Here is a 16,271-nt window from a genome sequence, read left to right on the forward strand (position 1 = left end):
TTAGAGTTCAAATATTCTCTCAGGATGGACGTACAATATCTTTGTTCCCGGGATCTGTATTTTCTTGATGACCTTCTCCATGCTTCTTATGTATCTGGAAGATATGTGATAAAGGACGAGCGTTTGAACATTTGCCTCTTTCACAAGTTCTATTACTTCTTCGAGTGATGCGTGGTTGTTGAATTTTCTGTCCTCTTTCTTTAGAAAAGTGCACTCGTGAAAGAGGATTTCGGTGTCTTGTATGTCTTCTTTTTTCAACAAGATCGTGTCGCCCGAGATAGTCAGAACCTTTTTTTCGTACGTTTCCGTCACTTGCTCGCTTCCATAAGTCTTGACAAGCTTTGTTATTTCTTCTTTCGAAAGGTCCCTATATTCTGCTTTCAACCTTTTGCGGACCTCGACAAGGTGATAACCGAATGCCGTTTCGCTGTAAGTATGCAGAACACTAAATGGTTTTATATAACGATTCGTTGTTTCAGAATCTCTCAATGGAACCTTTTCACCTTCTTTGAGAGGCACAAACTGGAGTTTAAATCGTAGTTCGCTGTTTGCTCTCCTTAAGAAATCTGCGTACAGTTCTATGCCTTTGTTTCCCGAAGGATAATAAATGGTCAAAGGTTTTTCTCTATCGCCCATTGCATTGTTTCTTGTGTTGATTATCGACCATAGACCTGATATATGGTCAACATGACCATGCGTCAAAAAGATGTGCTTAACTGCGTATATTTTATTTGTTAACATCGTTGCTACGCCTTCACCTGCGTCAAATAGTATGCGCTCAGGTGAGTAGTAAATCCATGTGGAATAAAGTGCCTTGGAAAAAGCTACTATGTTCATATCTTTGCATCTTCAACTCCTTTTTCAGCGCATTTAGGATCTTGGTCTATTAATCTTCGCCCCTCACTACTTCAACTTTAATTTTTCCAGAAACACCGCCGGGTAATTTAACAACCACGTCGTAGAGTCCCACGCTTTTTATAGGTGTATCAAGTGATATCCACCTTTTGTCAAACTCCCTTCCTAAGATTTTTTCTATTTCCTCTGCGATGTTCGAATTTGTAAGCGAACCAAATAACTTACCGCCCTCGCCAGCTTTTGCTTTGATTTTAAAGAGGTGTTTTTGAAGTTCGGCAAGGAGCTCTTCACTTGCTTTTTTCTGTTCTTCTTGTCTTCTTTTTTCCTCTTCTTTTTGTCTTTCCAACTCTTTAATCACTTCAGGTGTCGCTTCCTTAGCCAATCCCTTTGGAATAAGGAAATTTCTGGCGTATCCATCGGAAACGCTGACTATCTGACCTCTTTTTCCAAGTTTCGGAACATCCTGCATCAGGACTACTTTCATAGCTTCTTCACCCCTTTTTTGAAACTTTAGAAATTTGACTCAATCTCTTGGCTCAATAACCAAATATCTATCTTTTCCAGCGAGGTCTTTTAAGATTTTTCCACCGGTTAAACTTATTAATTTCTCACCTTGGTCCTCGCCTATTTCCATTATAACAATTTTACCTGAGATATCATAGCGATTGAAGAATTCTCTGTAAAAGTCCAGCCCATCCTCTCCAGCAAAGAGTGCTTCTTTTGGTTCAAAATCGAGTTCTTTTTGGAGTTTGGCATTATTCCTTACATACGGCGGATTAGAGACTACCAATTCTATACTATCCCACTCTTTTCGGAACGGTTCTGCATAGCTGCCAAGTCTGAATTCACAACTTATACCATATCTCTCCGCATTCTTCTTGGCAAGTCTTATCGCTTTTTCGTTAACGTCCGTTCCGAGAACTTTCACACCAAGTGTTGACAATTCTTTGTTGGTAGCACACTCAAGTGCAATGGTCACAGCTATCACTCCGCTACCAACACCTATGTCTAAAACTTTCCTCAGCTTGTATTTTCTTATGTACTCCAGGCTCAAATCTACAAGTCCTTCTGTTTCCCACCTTGGTATGAGCACGCCTTCTTCTATGTAAAACAACCTGCCGTAAAATTCCACTTCGCCAACGATATACTGCAGCGGATATCCTGTGAGACGTTTCTCAAACAGGTGAATTATGGAATCAAGCTGTTCATCTGGGCATTCTTCATCATAATGCGCAATTACGTATTCTTTCCTTTTTCCAAGTACTTTTCCAATCAAAAGAAGAGCCTCCCGCTCGGGAAGCCCTCTTTCCTTGTAAGTGCGAACAATTTCAGAAAACTTCATGGAGCCTTCGAGCACTCAAAACACTGTTCTTAAATCCCGAGTTGTTTTCGAATGACTGGATCTATTCTATCAGGTGTCCAAGGTGGGTCAAATGTGAGTTCGACTTCTACATTATTAACACCCTCTATAGACCTTATCTTCATTTCCGCATCACCCATAATTCCACCAGCGAGCGGGCACATCGGGGTAGTCATCGTCATGAGCACTTTGACATTGTTTTGGTCATCCACCTGTATATCGTAAACAAGACCCAATGTAACCACGTCAAGTCCTATCTCCCAGTCAATAACTTCCTTAAGTTTGTTCCACACAGCATTTTTTAGTTCTTCCTTTGTCATGCATTTTCACCTCCGTTGGTAAGCTCTTCTATCTTACTGGCTATTTCGTATGCAACATTATTAATGTATTCTTCATCTGGTCCCTGAACAAAGACCCTTACAAGCGGTTCGGTTCCCGACGGTCTGACGACGATGTCCGTGTCTTCTCGTTTGTATTTTTCAATCAGTTCTCTTACCTCTTTGTTTTCAACAACAAGTTTATTCTTGCACTTGATATTGAGCATAACTTGTGGATAATCCGATATTTCGTCAGCAAGTTCAGATAGTTTCTTCCCTTTTAGAATCATTACCCTTATAGTTTCCAATGCCGTTATCAATCCGTCACCTGTTGTCGACCTATCCAAGAAGATAATATGCCCGCTTCTCTCTCCACCAAGGACCGCACCATGTTCCATCATCTGCTCAAGAACGTACCTATCTCCGACTTTCGCCCTTAAAAGTTTGATACCGTGCTTTTTAAGGAAGACCTCAAGCCCCATGTTAGAAAGCACAGTTCCCACAACTACATTGTTCTTCAAACGTCCCTCGCTTTTCATCTGGACCGCACACATTCCTAATATTTTGTCACCATGAACTTCCTGCTTTTTCTCATCTAGCAAAATACATCTATCAGCGTCACCATCGTGAAGTATCGCAAGGTTGTGACTTGTCATCTTTTCTCTTGCATGGTCTGGATTTGTAGAACCGCAGTTAACGTTTATATTGTACCCATCGGGCGTATTATTAATCACTTCTACCTTCGCTCCAAGTTGTCTTAAAACGAACGGTGTTGTTTCAAAGGCTGCTCCATTTCCAGCATCGACCAGTATTTTTAAACCCGAGAGGTCCAAGTCCGAAAATTGTTGGATGACGTAGTTTGTATACTCTTCAAACGCGAGTTTGTAATCAACCACGCAACCTATCTCGTTGTAAGGAGCGTAATGAAGCTCTTTCATCCGCTTTTCCAAATTTTCCTCCACATCATCTGGAAGCTTAAAGCCTTTGGAGATGACCTTTAAGCCGTTGAATTCTGGAGGATTGTGCGAAGCGGAAATCATCACTCCCAAAGCATCTTCAAGTTTCGTTATTATCGCCAACGCTGGGGTCGGAAGAACACCGCATCGATAAACCGTGGCACCCGCAGCAGTAGCCCCGGCAATAATTGCCGCTTCGAGCATATCACCGCTCGCTCTTGTATCTTTAGCTATAAATATTCTGTTACTGATGTATCTGCCAAGTGCATTTCCCAACCTAAACGCTATTTCTGATGTAAGTTCTTCGTTAACCACACCCCTTATGCCATCAGTTCCAAAGAGCCTCATAAGAAATCCTCCCTTGATTCATTTTTTTGTTAGTTTAGAATACCTCCGAACGTTTTTATTATCTGCTTCCAGTATCTCGAGGAACAAGGGATTTGATCCACTCCACAAATTCAGGATAATTTCTCGTTTGCACGTATATTCTCCCGGGTCCTGTGAAATCGCAAACCAAGCCTTCCCCACCAAAAAGCGTAGACTTAATTCCGCCGAAGGTTCTGACATTGTAGCTAACACTTCCATCAAAAGCTACGACGTGTCCTGTATCAATGGTTAGCTTCTCACCTACTCCCAATTCGATCATCTTAATAGCCCCAAAGGAAGAAACTGCGACATCACCGTACCCTTGAAGTTTGAGTAGGAAGATGCCTTCACCTGCAAAGAATGATTTAAATCCACCGAAGGAGACATCTACATCAACTTGCGTATCACTCGCCAAGAATGATGTCGACTGAACAAAAAGCGTACCGTTCACCTGAACGATTTCTATATCACCAGGTAGTTCCGGAGCTATACCGAGCTCTCCGTTTCCTGAGGAATAATAAGTATTCATGAAAAAGCTCTCGCCACCGAGAAACGCACGCTTTAATGCCTTCCACACTCCACCTGTTGACGTCTCAACGTTGATTGGACCTTTCATATAAACCATCGCGCCAGGTTCTACTCTCACTTGCTCACCAGGTCCGAGGTACACCTTCAAGAGTGCATAACTACCCCTGAACTCTATATCCCCTCTCATATGTCATCCCCCACCTTTAAAATATAGACTCCGTCTTCACCATCAACTTCTTTCAACCTGACTTTAACGACTTCAAGGTCTTTTGAGCTTGGGATGTTTTTTCCCACGTAATCCGGTCTTATTGGAAATTCTCTGTGCCCTCTATCAATAAGAACCGCAAGCTGTATGGATTTCGGTCTTCCACGCGAGATGATCGCATCCATTGCCGCTCTAATCGTTCTACCTGTGAAGAGTACATCGTCGACAAGAATCACTTTCTTGCCTTGCAAATTGAAATCAATTATACTTTTGTCTTGTTCCTTTGTGGTTCTCTTTTCGTCATCCCTAAAAGGTGCAACATCCAACGCCCCCACTGGGAGCTCCACACCTTCTATCATCGATATATTCTTAGCTATCCTTTTAGCCAGATACCAACCACGCGTGATGATTCCGATTATCACCAAATCTTCGGCACCTTTGTTCTTTTCTAATATCTCATGCGATATACGCATAAGCGACCTTCTAACATCGTCTTCTCCCAGTATCTTAACCATTTTCTCACTTCCCACCATCGGTGCTTGCCCTAAATATCCCACAATTCTACATATTAAATCCAAGACTTATTTTGAGTCCATAATTCGACTTCAGTTCCTCGTAAGTCGAAACGCTTTCACCAAAATTGTAAAATCCACTCACTTCGATTATGTAGTTATCAATCAGCAATTTCATCTTTCCGTAGACAAGATGGTATATCATCCCTCCAGAGAGTGCGTAGACTGGAACGTATGAAAGAACTACCTCGTCAAGTGGCAGTAATTTAGATAACACGAAGCCTAAATTGAATTTCAAATAATCAAGCCCAAGATTCATCAAGCCAAATTTTAAAGTTGTCTGAGGTGTAACAGACCAGCCGAAAACCGATTCCATACTGGGCAAAAGGCGTTCCTGTCTTTCCGAGTAGAGCATCAGATTGTATATTGCAAAACTTAAACTGGAAGAATCCGAAATCTTAATCAATCCTCCGACATCCAAGCTCAAAGCTTTAGCATCGAATGGGAGTAACTTAAGCTTCAGGTTCAGCCCGTACAACTTTGAAATATCGACCAACCTGTAGTTTATAGTCCCTGTTGCGTAGGTGGAGTCCGTTGTGTAACCGAGCTCCCCAAAGAGTGTTCCCTGCCTCTGCCTCCAGTAAACTCCAAGCTCCCAATCAGACTGCTGTGGAATTTTGATTGTAAACATCAATGTATTATTACCCGACGTGAAATATACGGGATTTTCGTAGAACTGTGCGTACAGCAATGAAGTCGTTATAAAAGTAAGAATAACAACAAGAAGGTTAATCTTACGAAGATTGCTTTTCATACGCTTTTTTCACCTTCTCTCTGAATTCAAAAAAGGTACCATTTTCTATGCTTTCGCGCATCTTCTCACCGAATTCCATCATGAAGTGTACGTCGTGAATGGTTAATAGTATCTGCCCGAGTACCTCTTCCCTATCAAAGAGGTGTCTTATGTAGCCCTTTGAAAAATTGCGACAAGTGTAGCACGTGCAATTTTCATCAATCGGTGTCTTATCATATTTGTACCTTGCTGAGCGGATGTTGAATTTTCCATTCCACGTAACTGCAAGCCCATGTCTTGCAACACGTGTTGGGAAAACGCTATCAAACATATCAACACCATTTGCGACCAGATCTACCAACAAATCGGGTGAACCACCGCCCATGAAGTACCTTGGTTTGTTTTCAGGCATCTTTGGACCTACGAACTCAACCATTTTCAAAGTAACCTCTCGTGGTTCGCCAACACTTAGCCCACCGATGGCGAATCCATCAAAATCCAATTCGGTGATTTCTCTTAAACTCATTTCTCTGAGGTCTTCGTATACTGCGCCTTGTATTATGCCAAAGATCGCCTGGTGAGAAATTCTTCTTAAATGTTCTAAACTCCGCTTTGCCCATTTCGTTGTGAGCTTCACAGACCTTTTTGCTTCTTCATACCCGTCCTTGGGATCGGCGCAGTAATCGAATGCCATAACGATATCTGAGCCGAGTGTTGCCTGTATTTCCATAGACAACTCCGGCGTAATGTAATGTTTTGACCCGTCTATGGGAGACATAATCCACACGCCATCATCTGTGATCTTCTGACCTTTCTTAAGGCTAAAGACCTGGAATCCTCCACTATCGGTCAGAATAGGTCTATCCCAATTCATGAAGTTGTGCAGCCCACCAAACTCGCGGATAACATCCAAGCCCGGCTTGAGGTACAAATGAAACGCGTTTGAAAGAATTATCTGAACATTGTTTTCTTTCAAAATATGCGGAGTGACCAACTTTACATTCGCATTAGTACCAACCGGCATGAACGTAGGAGTTTCAACAACACCATGCGGAAGGTGTATTCTTCCCCGTCTTGCATTTCCAACAGTTTTTAAAACTTCAAATCTTAGTGAACCCATTTTCTTTTACCAACTCCTGTATTCTTTCGTAGTAGACTTTTGCTTCTCCCATAACTTCGTACATTTCATCCAAAATTTTATTTTTGAATTCTTCGTCGGTTATCGACTTGAGGTTAATCATAACGTTATATTCTCCTATCTTACAAGCGGCTCTTGCCAATTCTGCGGCGCTGAAAGCATCAGATACTGCGTTCTGATTACCCCACTTTGCAACAATTTCACTGTATTTGAGTATATCTCTCGCACATTCAACAAGTTCGAAAGGCGTTTCAACAGCTTTTTTAAGTGCCTCCTGAAGCTTTTTCTCCTTCTCGGGATCTTCCTTTGGCAGTTTGTAAGCTTCCATAACCTTATTGAACGCTTCGACATCTTCGGAAGCTAACCTGAGTGTTCTTTCTACAACAAGTTCCATATTTTCTAACACTTCTTGCATGAGTCCTTCGTAATTTTCGTATTTTTTCTTTCCGAGCGTGAGATTTGCAACCATCGAGTTCAGCGATGCACCGAGTGCGGCAACGACAGCACCAACGGCTCCTCCGCCTGGAACCGGTGTTTTTTCTTTCACTTTATTACAAAGGTCCTCAACAGATAATTTTCTAATATCCATCATCATACGCTTCCCCCTCCTCGTCAATGAGTTTAAAAAGCACTGAACTTTCAATATTAAAAACCTCTTCACAATAGAAAAATTATTAAACATTCCTATTTACAAACATTATACCACAAAAAAGCACAATTGAAAAATCTCGAAAACGTGGTACAATTCATACGGGTGCCGTACTAGGCGGGGGGTTGGTGGTCCCCTGTAACCCGAAACCCACCTTAGCGGGGCCGAACTCCCCGACTGAGGCTGCCCGGGTTCGGTACCGGCACACCCGGTGGCAACGAAGGTTGGGTCCCACGCAATAACTGCCTACGAACCGGGTCAGGTCCGGAAGGAAGCAGCCCTAAGTAGGTAAGTGTGTGCCGTGGGGGTGCCCGGCTGGAGCCATGCAGGGTGTGTACGGCCGGGTCTGGACAAGTCGAAGCGGGGTGTACGGCACCCTTTTTTTATTTCAAGGTTGCATTATCACTCTACCCGAGGGAAGCTGTAAGCCGGATTCTGTCTAGACAGGCATCTGTCTATGCGGCCTACCCGGGGGAATTTGGGCGGAGCCACCCTACCCCCTGCTTGGCCTTGCTCCGGATGGGGGTTGCCAAGCCGGTGCATTGCTGCACCGCTGGTGAGCTCTTACCTCACCTTTCCACCCTTGCCCTAAAATAGGGCGGTTTTCGTTTCTATGGCCCTGTCCGTGGCTCGCGCCACCTGGCCGTTAGCCAGCATCCTGCCCACGGAGTCCGGACTTTCCTCAGGTCAGCCTTGTGCGACCGCCTGCGCCTGTCCGCTCCCCTCGGGAATTTACAAAATTTACATTCCTCAAACCTGAATAATTATATACCGCCCATTCCAATAATTCAAGAAAAATGCTTTCCTTACTTGTTCAGCATGATTTTAAAAAGTTATTTTCCAAATTGCGAAATTTTCGGTGCGTAGAACACCTTTGATAATTGCAGAAATATATGTTAGAATAAAGATGTATTGTTCGCTATACGAAACATCCTAAAGATTGCACCAAAGGAGCGTGCTTTTCAAGTGGCTAGAGTTGAAGTACTAAATCAAAGAATCGAATACTCGATTTTTCAACTGGCTTGGCCGTTGATAATTTCTAACTCACTTCAAACAATCTACAACATCGTAGACTCTTACTTCCTTGGTAAGCTTGGGCCAATCCAATTTTCCGCTGCGACCGTTACCTGGCCGGTGATTTTCACATTTATTTCCCTTGCGATGGGCTTTGCAAATGCTGGTATAGCCCTCGTATCCCAAAACGCCGGTAAGAGAGATACCTTAGCCATGAAAAAATCTGCTGGTCAGCTGTATTTAGTAACAATCGTCACAGGTGTTGTTTCAACTATTCTGGGACTTGCTTTTACAAAACCCATCGTATATGGAATAGTCGGTCCAAAGAGCCCGCAAATAATACCATATGCGATTAGTTACTATGTTGTAGACATGATAGGTCTTCCACTTGTTTTTGTTATCAACTCCACGACCTCCGTGATGCGGGCCATAGGTGATTCGCAATTTGGAATGCGAATGACATTTTACATGAACGTAATTAACATGATTTTCGACCCTCTGTTGATCTTCGGAATAGGTCCTTTTCCAAAGCTTGGTGTTGCGGGAGCCGCATGGGCCACAAACTTGGGAAGGTTCGTGGCTGCAGCGATTAGTATCCAACACGCCTTTTCAGAAAGAGCTGTACTAAAAGTCCAAAAGCATGATTTCAAGCCTGACTGGAAGATGATATCTATAATCTTGAAACTTGGGCTTCCCAGCGCAATAGGTTTGTCCGTAACATCGGCAGGTTTTGCAGTCATAATGAAGTACGTAGCGATGTTCGGACCTGCGGTGATCAGTGCGTATGGTATTGGCAACAGAGTGACAAACCTTGTCTCCATGGTTTCTTTTGGTTTGGCGGGGGCAGTCTCGACAATGGTTGGTCAGTTCATCGGGGCAAGAAGGTACGAAGATGCGGAAAGGACGGTGAAAACTGCATTTTTCTGGAATGTAGTTATTGTTGGTATTCTCTCGGTACTTACGTTTGTATACGCAAAACAGGTCACAAAATTCTTCATCAACGATCCGGAAGTTATACAAATGGGGGACATATTCTTCAAGTACATTTCGTTCTCATTGCCCATATTCACGTCCTACATGATTTACAATAGCGCACTTATAGGTGCTGGAAAAACTGTGCTTTCAATGATTGGAGATATACTGAGGTTATGGGGTATAAGGATTCCAATAATCGCAGTACTTGCAACAACTATGGGGTTTAAAGGGATTTTTATAGGTATGATAATCAGTAACTTGATCGTCTTCTTCATTACTTACGCATTCTTCAAATTCTCAAATTGGAAAAAAGCGATCGTATGAATCCATTTGCTAAGGAGGGTACTTAAGAAATGGATACTACACCAGTTAGATACATTTTTTTGGACTACGACGGGACGATAATTGAAAACGCGGAAGGAGAATTTCTAAAAGAGTACTTCTCGTTGCTTTCGAAGAAATCGGGTATTGAATTTAACCAACTGTTCCAGCTTGTAATGTCTTCAGTGGAAGAGAGTATAAGAAACATGCAACCGAACGAAAGCCTTTTTGAAAAGTTCAGCAAAGCGATTTCAAGCAAGTCAGAAAAACCCAAAGAATACTGGCAGAATCTATTCTACGATTTCTATGAAAATGAATTCGACGAACTCTCAAAGATAGTGAAACCAAACATCGAATTAATAGAATTAATTAAAAAAACCAACAAAAAGGTTATCTTTGCATCAAACCCTCTCTTTCCCAAAATTGCAACTCACAAGCGGATACAGTTTGCTGGTTTAGAACCCGACATGTTCTTTTATATCGCCCACATGGAAAACAGCACGTACGCTAAACCGAATCCCTTGTTTTTCCAAGAAATTCTCAACAAACTGAACATTTCACCAAATGAATGCGTAATGATAGGTGACTCGGAATTTGACATGTCCTCAGAAAAAGCTGGCATTAAATTTGTACACATCGACGAAGTGGAAAAATGGAAACCCATATTTTAAACAAAAAAGCCCTGAGGACCTTTAAATCCTCAGGGCGTTGTTAATCGAGCTTAAAAATCTTAATTCCTTATTCTCTAAACAATGTCAAATCAGGTTTTTAAAAGAGTACGAATGCAAGGTAATCTATCGCCGATGAAACAATCAAGTGGTAGATCTCCCTTGGAATCTGTATGTTTAGTTCATCGTAGAGTTCATCCATGAGTTCCATGACTTCCGCTTTCTTCTTGTCTCCCTCACCGGGCCTTTCAACAAGGTACATGAAGAGCTTAAGAATGTCCCAAACCCACTTCATCCCTATCACCCGCAATCTGCACCAAGAGAATTTCAACCATTCATAAGTTATTCGATCAGATTAACAAGGATTTCGACGTTTGTTTCTGTTAATCTTGCTTCGTCTGGTTCGAACCCATCGGGTACAACACCGAGCTGTTTGAGCTGTTGCATATCTTGTGTCAATTCTGTTGGATTGATAGAATCAACAGGTTCTGGAATGTTCAACCTATAAGTTCGCATTCTTGTTCCATCGCTTTTCCTAAACATCAGTGTGAGTCTTTTCATAATTCATCACCTACACTTTCGGTAGTAACAAGCTGAGCACTTTCGCACATGTACTTTGAATACTTATCAAGTATTGAAACAATCACTTGAGCGTTTTCACTGTTAAAAGAATCAGAAACCGCGATACTCTGCCTTCTGTAAATAGGTTCGTTGTTCTCATCAAACCCCACTACCCATCTCAAAACCAATCTTTTCATACTCACACCCCCGTTCATGTTCCAGATGCTGTTAACTAAAAGTATTGAAAATTTCCAAAAACCGTATTATCTTCTTATTAGTGGAACACCCCCCACCATCAATTCTCACAAAAAGGAGGTACTCCACTATGCAAAATTCTGTAGTCTCTTGCCCCAAATGCGGCTCTACCAACATCTACAAAAACGGTCATGATAAGTACGGTAACCAACAATACTTTTGCAAAGACTGTAAGCGCACTTTCAGACTTGTTCATTCAAAAAAACACAAGCTCTTCTCTTTCCCTTATCCTAAATGCCCTGTCTGTGGAAAAACTATGCAAATCCACAAAATCAAAAAAGCCTTCGTTAAGTTCCGTTGCCGTTCTTGCCATACCAGAGACGAAATCCCAACTAACTTACCTCAATTTGTCCCTCTTCCTTTCGACTCTTTCAAGTTCTTCCGTTTCCCTATCTTTATTGTCCTTAAAGCCTTCGTCCTTTATTTCAAAGCTGTGTCCTTGCGTTCCATCAGAGACTCACTTAATATCAAAGTCTCTCATGTCGCTATCTACAAGTGGATCCTTAAGTTGTCTTGTTTCTTTTCCATCCTCGTTCCTGTAGATGCTTTCAAAGTCCATGGTGATGAAACTGTCGTTTTGTTTAAATCCAAAAAGTACTATGTTTGGTTCTTAGTTGACCATGAGACGAATCTTATTGTTGCTTGGCATGTATCCAAATATCGCGATATGGGTCAAGTGAAGATATTGTTAGAGAAGTTCTTTGGTAACAACGAAAGAACAATCGAACTAATTACAGATGGACTTGGTGCGTATGGTGCAGTGAAGATACTATACAAGAATATCAATCATATTGTTGTGAGACTTGGGCAAAACAATCAATGTGAATCGAAGTTTTCCTTATTCCAAGACTTTGTACGAGCCAAGCGTGGATTTAAGAATATTGAGAATCTTCCAATGTACGTAAATAGCTTTTGTGTAGTGAGAAATCTCTTGAAACTGAACGGGAATGATATTGCGCGTGTTATGAGTGTTCTATTGTCTTCCATCACTACAAGTTAACAGGATCATGTTCCAGTATTCATACTTTGCTGCTCGCTACCTGCGCAGGCAATGAGATGTATCTACGGCCAAATTGATGGTTAACGTAAAATTTACAAAATAAAAAAAGCCCAGGTATTATCCTCCCTGGGCCTGTTTGATTATCTATTTCTTATCTTCTTTTTAAACCTCTAAACGCACTGTAGATTATCCAGATCAAAAACCCTATAGCCACTATAGGAACGAGTGCAGCCAAGAAGACGTACGCAATTACAAGCATTACCAAAAATATGATAACACCAAGGATCCAAACCAAAAGTGGTGTTAAGAACGGCAATAATGAAATCACTATCAGTGCAACAACCAAAATCCCTATAAGTGTGAATATCCACATTTTAGTTACCTCTTTTCTTTAGAATTACTTCAAATCCAGCAATTTATAATCAGGCAACCCGTTCTTGAATGGTGGATAGAACTCTCCCTGGATCAACGGTAGGGCGTATCTGAAGAACTTCTCGGTTACCGTAAATTTGTCAAAGTAATCCTTCGGAAGCATCTTTGTTTGTTCAGCGACTAAGTTCAGTGGTACGGAAGAATACCTAATCTCGTATGGATCATCCGAAATGCGCTCCATTGTGACCATAACACCGTAGTTATCCTCAAGTGCATACCTCACTGCCATCCTTCCGCACATCTCAGCTTCCTGGACATCAGTGGCACTTGCTATATGCCTGCCGCTTCTTTGCAGATAGTCCGGAATTGCAACATGCGTTTTCAAACCAAGCTCGGACCTCACCATTCCAGCGATAGTAAATCCGACACCACCAAGCTGTCGGTTACCAAAACTGTCGGTGAATCCCATATCCGAGACAAAGAAACCATCGGGATACTTCAAACCTTCGGCAACTGCGATTGCGCAGTGCCCCTTTTTCGAAACGACATTATCAACCGCAGCGATAAACTCATCCTTATTGAAAGGTTCTTCCGGAAGTAGGACAATATCTGCGCCTATACCATTCACCCAGCCAAGAGCAGCCGCTGCAGCAAGCCAACCCGCATGTCTTCCCATGATTTCCATAACAAAGACTTGTGTCGAGTCCACGTACATACTTCGCAAATCAAGAGCTGCTTCCATCATTGCTATCGCTATGTATTTCGCAGCCGAACCGTACCCTGGACAATGGTCGGTGTGGGGCAAGTCGTTGTCAATTGTTTTGGGCACACCGACAACTTTCAGTTCATATCCCCTTTTTTGTGCTTCCATTTGTAACCTCCAAGCTGTATCCATAGAATCGTTACCACCATTGTAGAAGAAGTATCTAATATCGTTTTTCCTAAAAATCTCGAAGAGTTTCTCTATGTCAGATTCGCTTTTCAGCTTTTTCCTGCACGACCCAAACGCACCTGCAGGAGTATACCTCAGAAATTCTATGTCAAGCTCAGTTGCATCTAAAAACTTCTCTTTCAAAACTCCTGTAACACCGTTGATGCCGACGTATATTTCCAAGCCGTTCCTTCTTGCCTCATCGATAACTCCGTACGCGCTCGCGTTTATAACGCTCGTAACTCCACCCGACTGTGCGTACAACGCCTTCATATCAACAACACCCCCAAACTCCGTCCGAAATTTTACAGTCTCCAAAGAATACTTATCAGTATTTTACCATAAGAGTCTGAAAAAACAAAAAAGCCCCGGAGGTTCCAACCCGGGGCTTTGTAATTTGTAAAACAATAATTATTGGACAACAGACTAGAAGTTCACATACCCACTAATCATTATTGTATTTGTCATTATGTCTGTAATATCTGGATTTTCTATCTTTATGTTAAGTCCTTTTTCCTTATCGAACAGTCCGAACAAGAGGTATACCTTGGTTGGATATGTGTAACCCAAACCAACTTTGTAACCATCCGCAATGTACGTAACATTCCCACTCAAGTCCGCACTTGAAATGTCGAAAGAACCAGAAAATGCCAATTTTTCTTTACCAAGCACAACGTTTCCACTCATTCCGATTATCGAACCATCGAAATCAACAGACAACCCGAAGAGCTCGGTATCGAAACCAAGCGCGAAGTAGTAGCTGTTGTCCAAACTGTAAAGTCCAACGAGCGAGACATTTATCGCACCTTGTAGAGAATATTCACCAACAACTGAATAGTTATTTGTGTAATAATCCTTCGCGCCGAAAAGTCTAATACCACCGAACTCAATACCTGCTATCAAGGGCAATTTGTTACTTTCGTATCCCAAGCCAAAGACGATGCTGGTATCTTTCGCAATTTCGTAAGAAAACACTATTCCTGTATCCTTTCCTTCAACAGGCAAAGTCCAAGGCTTTTTGTAGTGGAAACCAACAAGCAGTCCATCGTTTTTCATTCTCAGCAATGCGTTGGAAATTGCTGCACCACCGTATGTCAATGACAGGGAAAGGTCTGGATTTGGGGTGAACGTTAATGTCAACTTGCTTGTTGCCCCAGAGAAAACAAGGTAATTCGTTGCGTTCGTTTGGAGTGTGTATGTGAATTCGTATTTCCCTTTTACTGGTAGTCCCCCACTTTGTGCTTCTACTCCCTCTATTTTTAGAAGCCCATCCTTTTGGACTAGGTTGAAAACACCGTTCTTACCACCAAAGCCATCTGGTTCATACCCAGGTGCGTGCGGGTCTTCTTCCCAAACGTCGTTTCCACCAATTACAAAAACGTATTTATATTTGTGAACCCCCGGTTGCAGAGCGAGTGAAGTCACCCAATAACCATCAACAAGTTGCATCTTCTGCGCCCTTGGATTCCAACCGTTGAAAGTTCCGGCAAGGTAAGCCTCCTGCGCGTTCTCTTTCTTAACAGCAAACACAACCTTGCCATCGACAATTGAAAGTCCCGGAGTTACCTTCACGGTTGTCACTACTGCTGGCTTTTCTTCTGCCTTAACTACTTGCTTTCCTTCCTTGACCGCTCCGGCTGGTGCTCTTACAACGAGCTTTCCACTTTCCATAGCAACTTCAAGAACTGAGTTCAACCCGCCAAATCCGTCATCTGTGTACGCAAATGCATTCGGGTCTGGTATCCAGTTACCGTCAACAACAAACTTGTATTCGTACACCCCTGGCTTTAGTTCCAAAACCGCTTCCCACCAGCCATCTTCGATGAAATAAAGCGGTGTGTCATCAGCTTTCCAATTGTTGAATGAACCAGCGATATATGGCTGCTTTGCATCCTTGTTGTAGTAGCGGATGATGACGTAACCATCGACATCAACAAAAATCGTGTTTTCTCTCTTTTCGTTCAACACATATTTCTTCCCAGTTGGTTGGGCTTGTGTACTTTCCGCTTGCCCTAATATTTTGCCGTCTGGTGTAAGTGTAAACATTCCATTTTTCCCGCCGAATCCGTCATCTGTGTATGCTGGAGCTTCTGGGTCTTCTTTCCAAATCTTGCTGTCAATAACGTACTTGTATTGATAAGTACCGGGTTTCAACTCGACTTCGTACACCCAAACACCGTCAACTAATTTCATAGGCCACGTTGTTGGGCTCCAGTTGTTGAACGAGCCTGCAAGATAGACAACTTGTGCTTGAGCTTTAAATGTGAATACGACCTTACCATCTTTGTACTGAACAGCAGCAAACGAAAATGTGAAAACAATCAAAAATGCAACCAATAAGAATCTCCTCACCATTCTCAAACTTTCCATTAAGTAACACACCTCCTACATAAAAATATGGTATAAATAATTTAGCTTAAAAAAATTGAGGGCAGGACAACTTATGTCACCTTGGCTTTTAAGCCATTTTGGGAGTCTGTTGCCTGCCTTTAACC

The 16,271-nt window shown here is 42.2% G+C and carries 19 protein-coding genes and 2 other RNA genes; 4 read left to right on the forward strand and 17 right to left on the reverse strand.

Features of this window, described 5'->3' with window-relative positions; translation table 11 throughout:
• The 10 genes from NA23_RS07310 to NA23_RS07355 are packed head-to-tail and all read right to left on the reverse strand — an operon-like array spanning position 1 to position 7,625.
• Positions 1–837 (reverse strand): MBL fold metallo-hydrolase, encoded by an 837-nt coding sequence (locus tag NA23_RS07310; protein WP_033192036.1) that lies wholly within the window; start codon positions 835–837, stop codon positions 1–3.
• A 49-nt stretch (positions 838–886) separates the two neighbouring features.
• Entirely contained in the window at positions 887–1,339 is a 453-nt protein-coding gene (rplI, locus tag NA23_RS07315) for a 50S ribosomal protein L9 (protein ID WP_033192037.1), read from the reverse strand.
• 39 nt (positions 1,340–1,378) lie between these two features.
• Positions 1,379–2,197 carry a peptide chain release factor N(5)-glutamine methyltransferase gene (prmC, locus tag NA23_RS07320; protein WP_033192038.1) on the reverse strand — a complete coding sequence of 273 codons (819 nt, stop codon included), beginning with the start codon at positions 2,195–2,197 and terminating at the stop codon, positions 1,379–1,381.
• A gap of 29 nt (positions 2,198–2,226) precedes the next feature.
• On the reverse strand, positions 2,227–2,535 hold the full coding sequence (locus NA23_RS07325) for a metal-sulfur cluster assembly factor (RefSeq protein WP_033192039.1): 309 nt from the start codon (positions 2,533–2,535) through the stop codon (positions 2,227–2,229).
• Complete coding sequence (glmM, locus tag NA23_RS07330; protein WP_033192040.1) at positions 2,532–3,836, reverse strand: phosphoglucosamine mutase; 1,305 nt, start codon at positions 3,834–3,836, stop codon at positions 2,532–2,534. Before glmM ends, NA23_RS07325 begins: the two co-directional genes overlap by 4 nt.
• Before the next feature lie 58 nt (positions 3,837–3,894).
• Positions 3,895–4,569, reverse strand: coding sequence for a TIGR00266 family protein (locus NA23_RS07335; protein WP_033192041.1), 675 nt, complete (start codon positions 4,567–4,569; stop codon positions 3,895–3,897).
• Entirely contained in the window at positions 4,566–5,102 is a 537-nt protein-coding gene (pyrR, locus tag NA23_RS07340) for a bifunctional pyr operon transcriptional regulator/uracil phosphoribosyltransferase PyrR (protein WP_033192042.1), read from the reverse strand. Before pyrR ends, NA23_RS07335 begins: the two co-directional genes overlap by 4 nt.
• Positions 5,103–5,148: 46 nt before the next feature.
• Positions 5,149–5,913 carry a hypothetical protein gene (locus tag NA23_RS07345; RefSeq protein ID WP_033192043.1) on the reverse strand — a complete coding sequence of 255 codons (765 nt, stop codon included), beginning with the start codon at positions 5,911–5,913 and terminating at the stop codon, positions 5,149–5,151.
• Entirely contained in the window at positions 5,894–7,012 is a 1,119-nt protein-coding gene (gene tgt, locus NA23_RS07350; protein ID WP_033192044.1) for a tRNA guanosine(34) transglycosylase Tgt, read from the reverse strand. Before tgt ends, NA23_RS07345 begins: the two co-directional genes overlap by 20 nt.
• The gene (locus tag NA23_RS07355) at positions 6,993–7,625 is read right to left on the reverse strand and encodes a cyclodeaminase/cyclohydrolase family protein (RefSeq protein WP_236938344.1); all 633 of its coding nucleotides are present in this window, start codon (positions 7,623–7,625) and stop codon (positions 6,993–6,995) included. Before NA23_RS07355 ends, tgt begins: the two co-directional genes overlap by 20 nt.
• Before the next feature lie 162 nt (positions 7,626–7,787).
• On the opposite strand from NA23_RS07355, the gene ffs reads away from it, so the two are divergent.
• Positions 7,788–8,052: signal recognition particle sRNA large type (gene ffs, locus NA23_RS07360), an RNA gene on the forward strand.
• A 35-nt stretch (positions 8,053–8,087) separates the two neighbouring features.
• Here the strand turns inward: ffs and rnpB are convergent.
• Positions 8,088–8,406: RNase P RNA component class A (rnpB, locus tag NA23_RS07365), an RNA gene on the reverse strand.
• Positions 8,407–8,645: 239 nt separating this feature from the next.
• Between rnpB and NA23_RS07370 the strand changes: the two genes are divergently transcribed.
• Together NA23_RS07370 and NA23_RS07375 are read left to right on the forward strand one after the other, a co-directional pair.
• On the forward strand, positions 8,646–9,992 hold the full coding sequence (locus NA23_RS07370) for an MATE family efflux transporter (protein WP_033192045.1): 1,347 nt from the start codon (positions 8,646–8,648) through the stop codon (positions 9,990–9,992).
• Positions 9,993–10,021: 29 nt separating this feature from the next.
• Positions 10,022–10,660: an HAD family hydrolase gene (locus NA23_RS07375; protein ID WP_033192046.1), complete on the forward strand. Its 639-nt coding sequence runs from the start codon at positions 10,022–10,024 to the stop codon at positions 10,658–10,660.
• 97 nt (positions 10,661–10,757) lie between these two features.
• Here the strand turns inward: NA23_RS07375 and NA23_RS07380 are convergent, their stop codons facing one another.
• From NA23_RS07380 to NA23_RS07390, 3 genes are read right to left on the reverse strand one after another with little or no spacing between them, the layout of a single operon-like run.
• Positions 10,758–10,952, reverse strand: coding sequence for a hypothetical protein (locus tag NA23_RS07380; RefSeq protein ID WP_033192047.1), 195 nt, complete (start codon positions 10,950–10,952; stop codon positions 10,758–10,760).
• Positions 10,953–10,999: 47 nt separating this feature from the next.
• Positions 11,000–11,218, reverse strand: a complete 219-nt coding sequence (locus NA23_RS07385) for a DUF2922 domain-containing protein (protein WP_033192048.1) — start codon at positions 11,216–11,218, stop codon at positions 11,000–11,002.
• Entirely contained in the window at positions 11,215–11,415 is a 201-nt protein-coding gene (locus NA23_RS07390) for a hypothetical protein (RefSeq protein WP_033192049.1), read from the reverse strand. Before NA23_RS07390 ends, NA23_RS07385 begins: the two co-directional genes overlap by 4 nt.
• A gap of 128 nt (positions 11,416–11,543) precedes the next feature.
• On the opposite strand from NA23_RS07390, the gene NA23_RS07395 reads away from it, so the two are divergent.
• Positions 11,544–12,473, forward strand: coding sequence for a DDE-type integrase/transposase/recombinase (locus tag NA23_RS07395; RefSeq protein ID WP_033192050.1), 930 nt, complete (start codon positions 11,544–11,546; stop codon positions 12,471–12,473).
• A gap of 151 nt (positions 12,474–12,624) precedes the next feature.
• Here NA23_RS07395 and NA23_RS07400 read toward each other — a convergent pair whose 3' ends face one another.
• From NA23_RS07400 to NA23_RS07410, 3 genes are all read right to left on the reverse strand, one after another.
• Complete coding sequence (locus NA23_RS07400; RefSeq protein WP_033192051.1) at positions 12,625–12,846, reverse strand: hypothetical protein; 222 nt, start codon at positions 12,844–12,846, stop codon at positions 12,625–12,627.
• Between the two features lie 24 nt (positions 12,847–12,870).
• Positions 12,871–14,049, reverse strand: coding sequence for a 6-phosphofructokinase (locus NA23_RS07405; protein ID WP_033192052.1), 1,179 nt, complete (start codon positions 14,047–14,049; stop codon positions 12,871–12,873).
• 153 nt (positions 14,050–14,202) lie between these two features.
• Positions 14,203–16,146, reverse strand: a complete 1,944-nt coding sequence (locus NA23_RS07410; protein ID WP_052107203.1) for an early set domain-containing protein — start codon at positions 16,144–16,146, stop codon at positions 14,203–14,205.
• Positions 16,147–16,271 lie beyond the last annotated feature (125 nt).

Origin of the sequence: Fervidobacterium islandicum, from assembly GCF_000767275.3 — a bacterium.
Taxonomy (GTDB): Bacteria; Thermotogota; Thermotogae; order Thermotogales; family Fervidobacteriaceae; genus Fervidobacterium; species Fervidobacterium islandicum.

Excerpts from the sequence above, each read along its gene's own strand:
- NA23_RS07345 (WP_033192043.1), bottom strand. The coding sequence starts at position 5,913 with ATGAAAAGCAATCTTCGTAAGATTAACCTTCTTGTTGTTATTCTTACT.
- NA23_RS07355 (WP_236938344.1), bottom strand. The coding sequence starts at position 7,625 with ATGATGATGGATATTAGAAAATTATCTGTTGAGGACCTTTGTAATAAA.
- NA23_RS07410 (WP_052107203.1), bottom strand. The coding sequence starts at position 16,146 with ATGGAAAGTTTGAGAATGGTGAGGAGATTCTTATTGGTTGCATTTTTG.
- pyrR (WP_033192042.1), bottom strand. The coding sequence starts at position 5,102 with ATGGTTAAGATACTGGGAGAAGACGATGTTAGAAGGTCGCTTATGCGT.
- NA23_RS07375 (WP_033192046.1), top strand. The coding sequence starts at position 10,022 with ATGGATACTACACCAGTTAGATACATTTTTTTGGACTACGACGGGACG.
- glmM (WP_033192040.1), bottom strand. The coding sequence starts at position 3,836 with ATGAGGCTCTTTGGAACTGATGGCATAAGGGGTGTGGTTAACGAAGAA.
- NA23_RS07395 (WP_033192050.1), top strand. The coding sequence starts at position 11,544 with ATGCAAAATTCTGTAGTCTCTTGCCCCAAATGCGGCTCTACCAACATC.
- NA23_RS07385 (WP_033192048.1), bottom strand. The coding sequence starts at position 11,218 with ATGAAAAGACTCACACTGATGTTTAGGAAAAGCGATGGAACAAGAATG.
- NA23_RS07390 (WP_033192049.1), bottom strand. The coding sequence starts at position 11,415 with ATGAAAAGATTGGTTTTGAGATGGGTAGTGGGGTTTGATGAGAACAAC.
- NA23_RS07325 (WP_033192039.1), bottom strand. The coding sequence starts at position 2,535 with ATGACAAAGGAAGAACTAAAAAATGCTGTGTGGAACAAACTTAAGGAA.
- NA23_RS07380 (WP_033192047.1), bottom strand. The coding sequence starts at position 10,952 with ATGAAGTGGGTTTGGGACATTCTTAAGCTCTTCATGTACCTTGTTGAA.
- NA23_RS07335 (WP_033192041.1), bottom strand. The coding sequence starts at position 4,569 with ATGAGAGGGGATATAGAGTTCAGGGGTAGTTATGCACTCTTGAAGGTG.
- NA23_RS07310 (WP_033192036.1), bottom strand. The coding sequence starts at position 837 with ATGAACATAGTAGCTTTTTCCAAGGCACTTTATTCCACATGGATTTAC.
- NA23_RS07400 (WP_033192051.1), bottom strand. The coding sequence starts at position 12,846 with ATGTGGATATTCACACTTATAGGGATTTTGGTTGTTGCACTGATAGTG.
- NA23_RS07405 (WP_033192052.1), bottom strand. The coding sequence starts at position 14,049 with ATGAAGGCGTTGTACGCACAGTCGGGTGGAGTTACGAGCGTTATAAAC.
- rplI (WP_033192037.1), bottom strand. The coding sequence starts at position 1,339 with ATGAAAGTAGTCCTGATGCAGGATGTTCCGAAACTTGGAAAAAGAGGT.
- prmC (WP_033192038.1), bottom strand. The coding sequence starts at position 2,197 with ATGAAGTTTTCTGAAATTGTTCGCACTTACAAGGAAAGAGGGCTTCCC.
- tgt (WP_033192044.1), bottom strand. The coding sequence starts at position 7,012 with ATGGGTTCACTAAGATTTGAAGTTTTAAAAACTGTTGGAAATGCAAGA.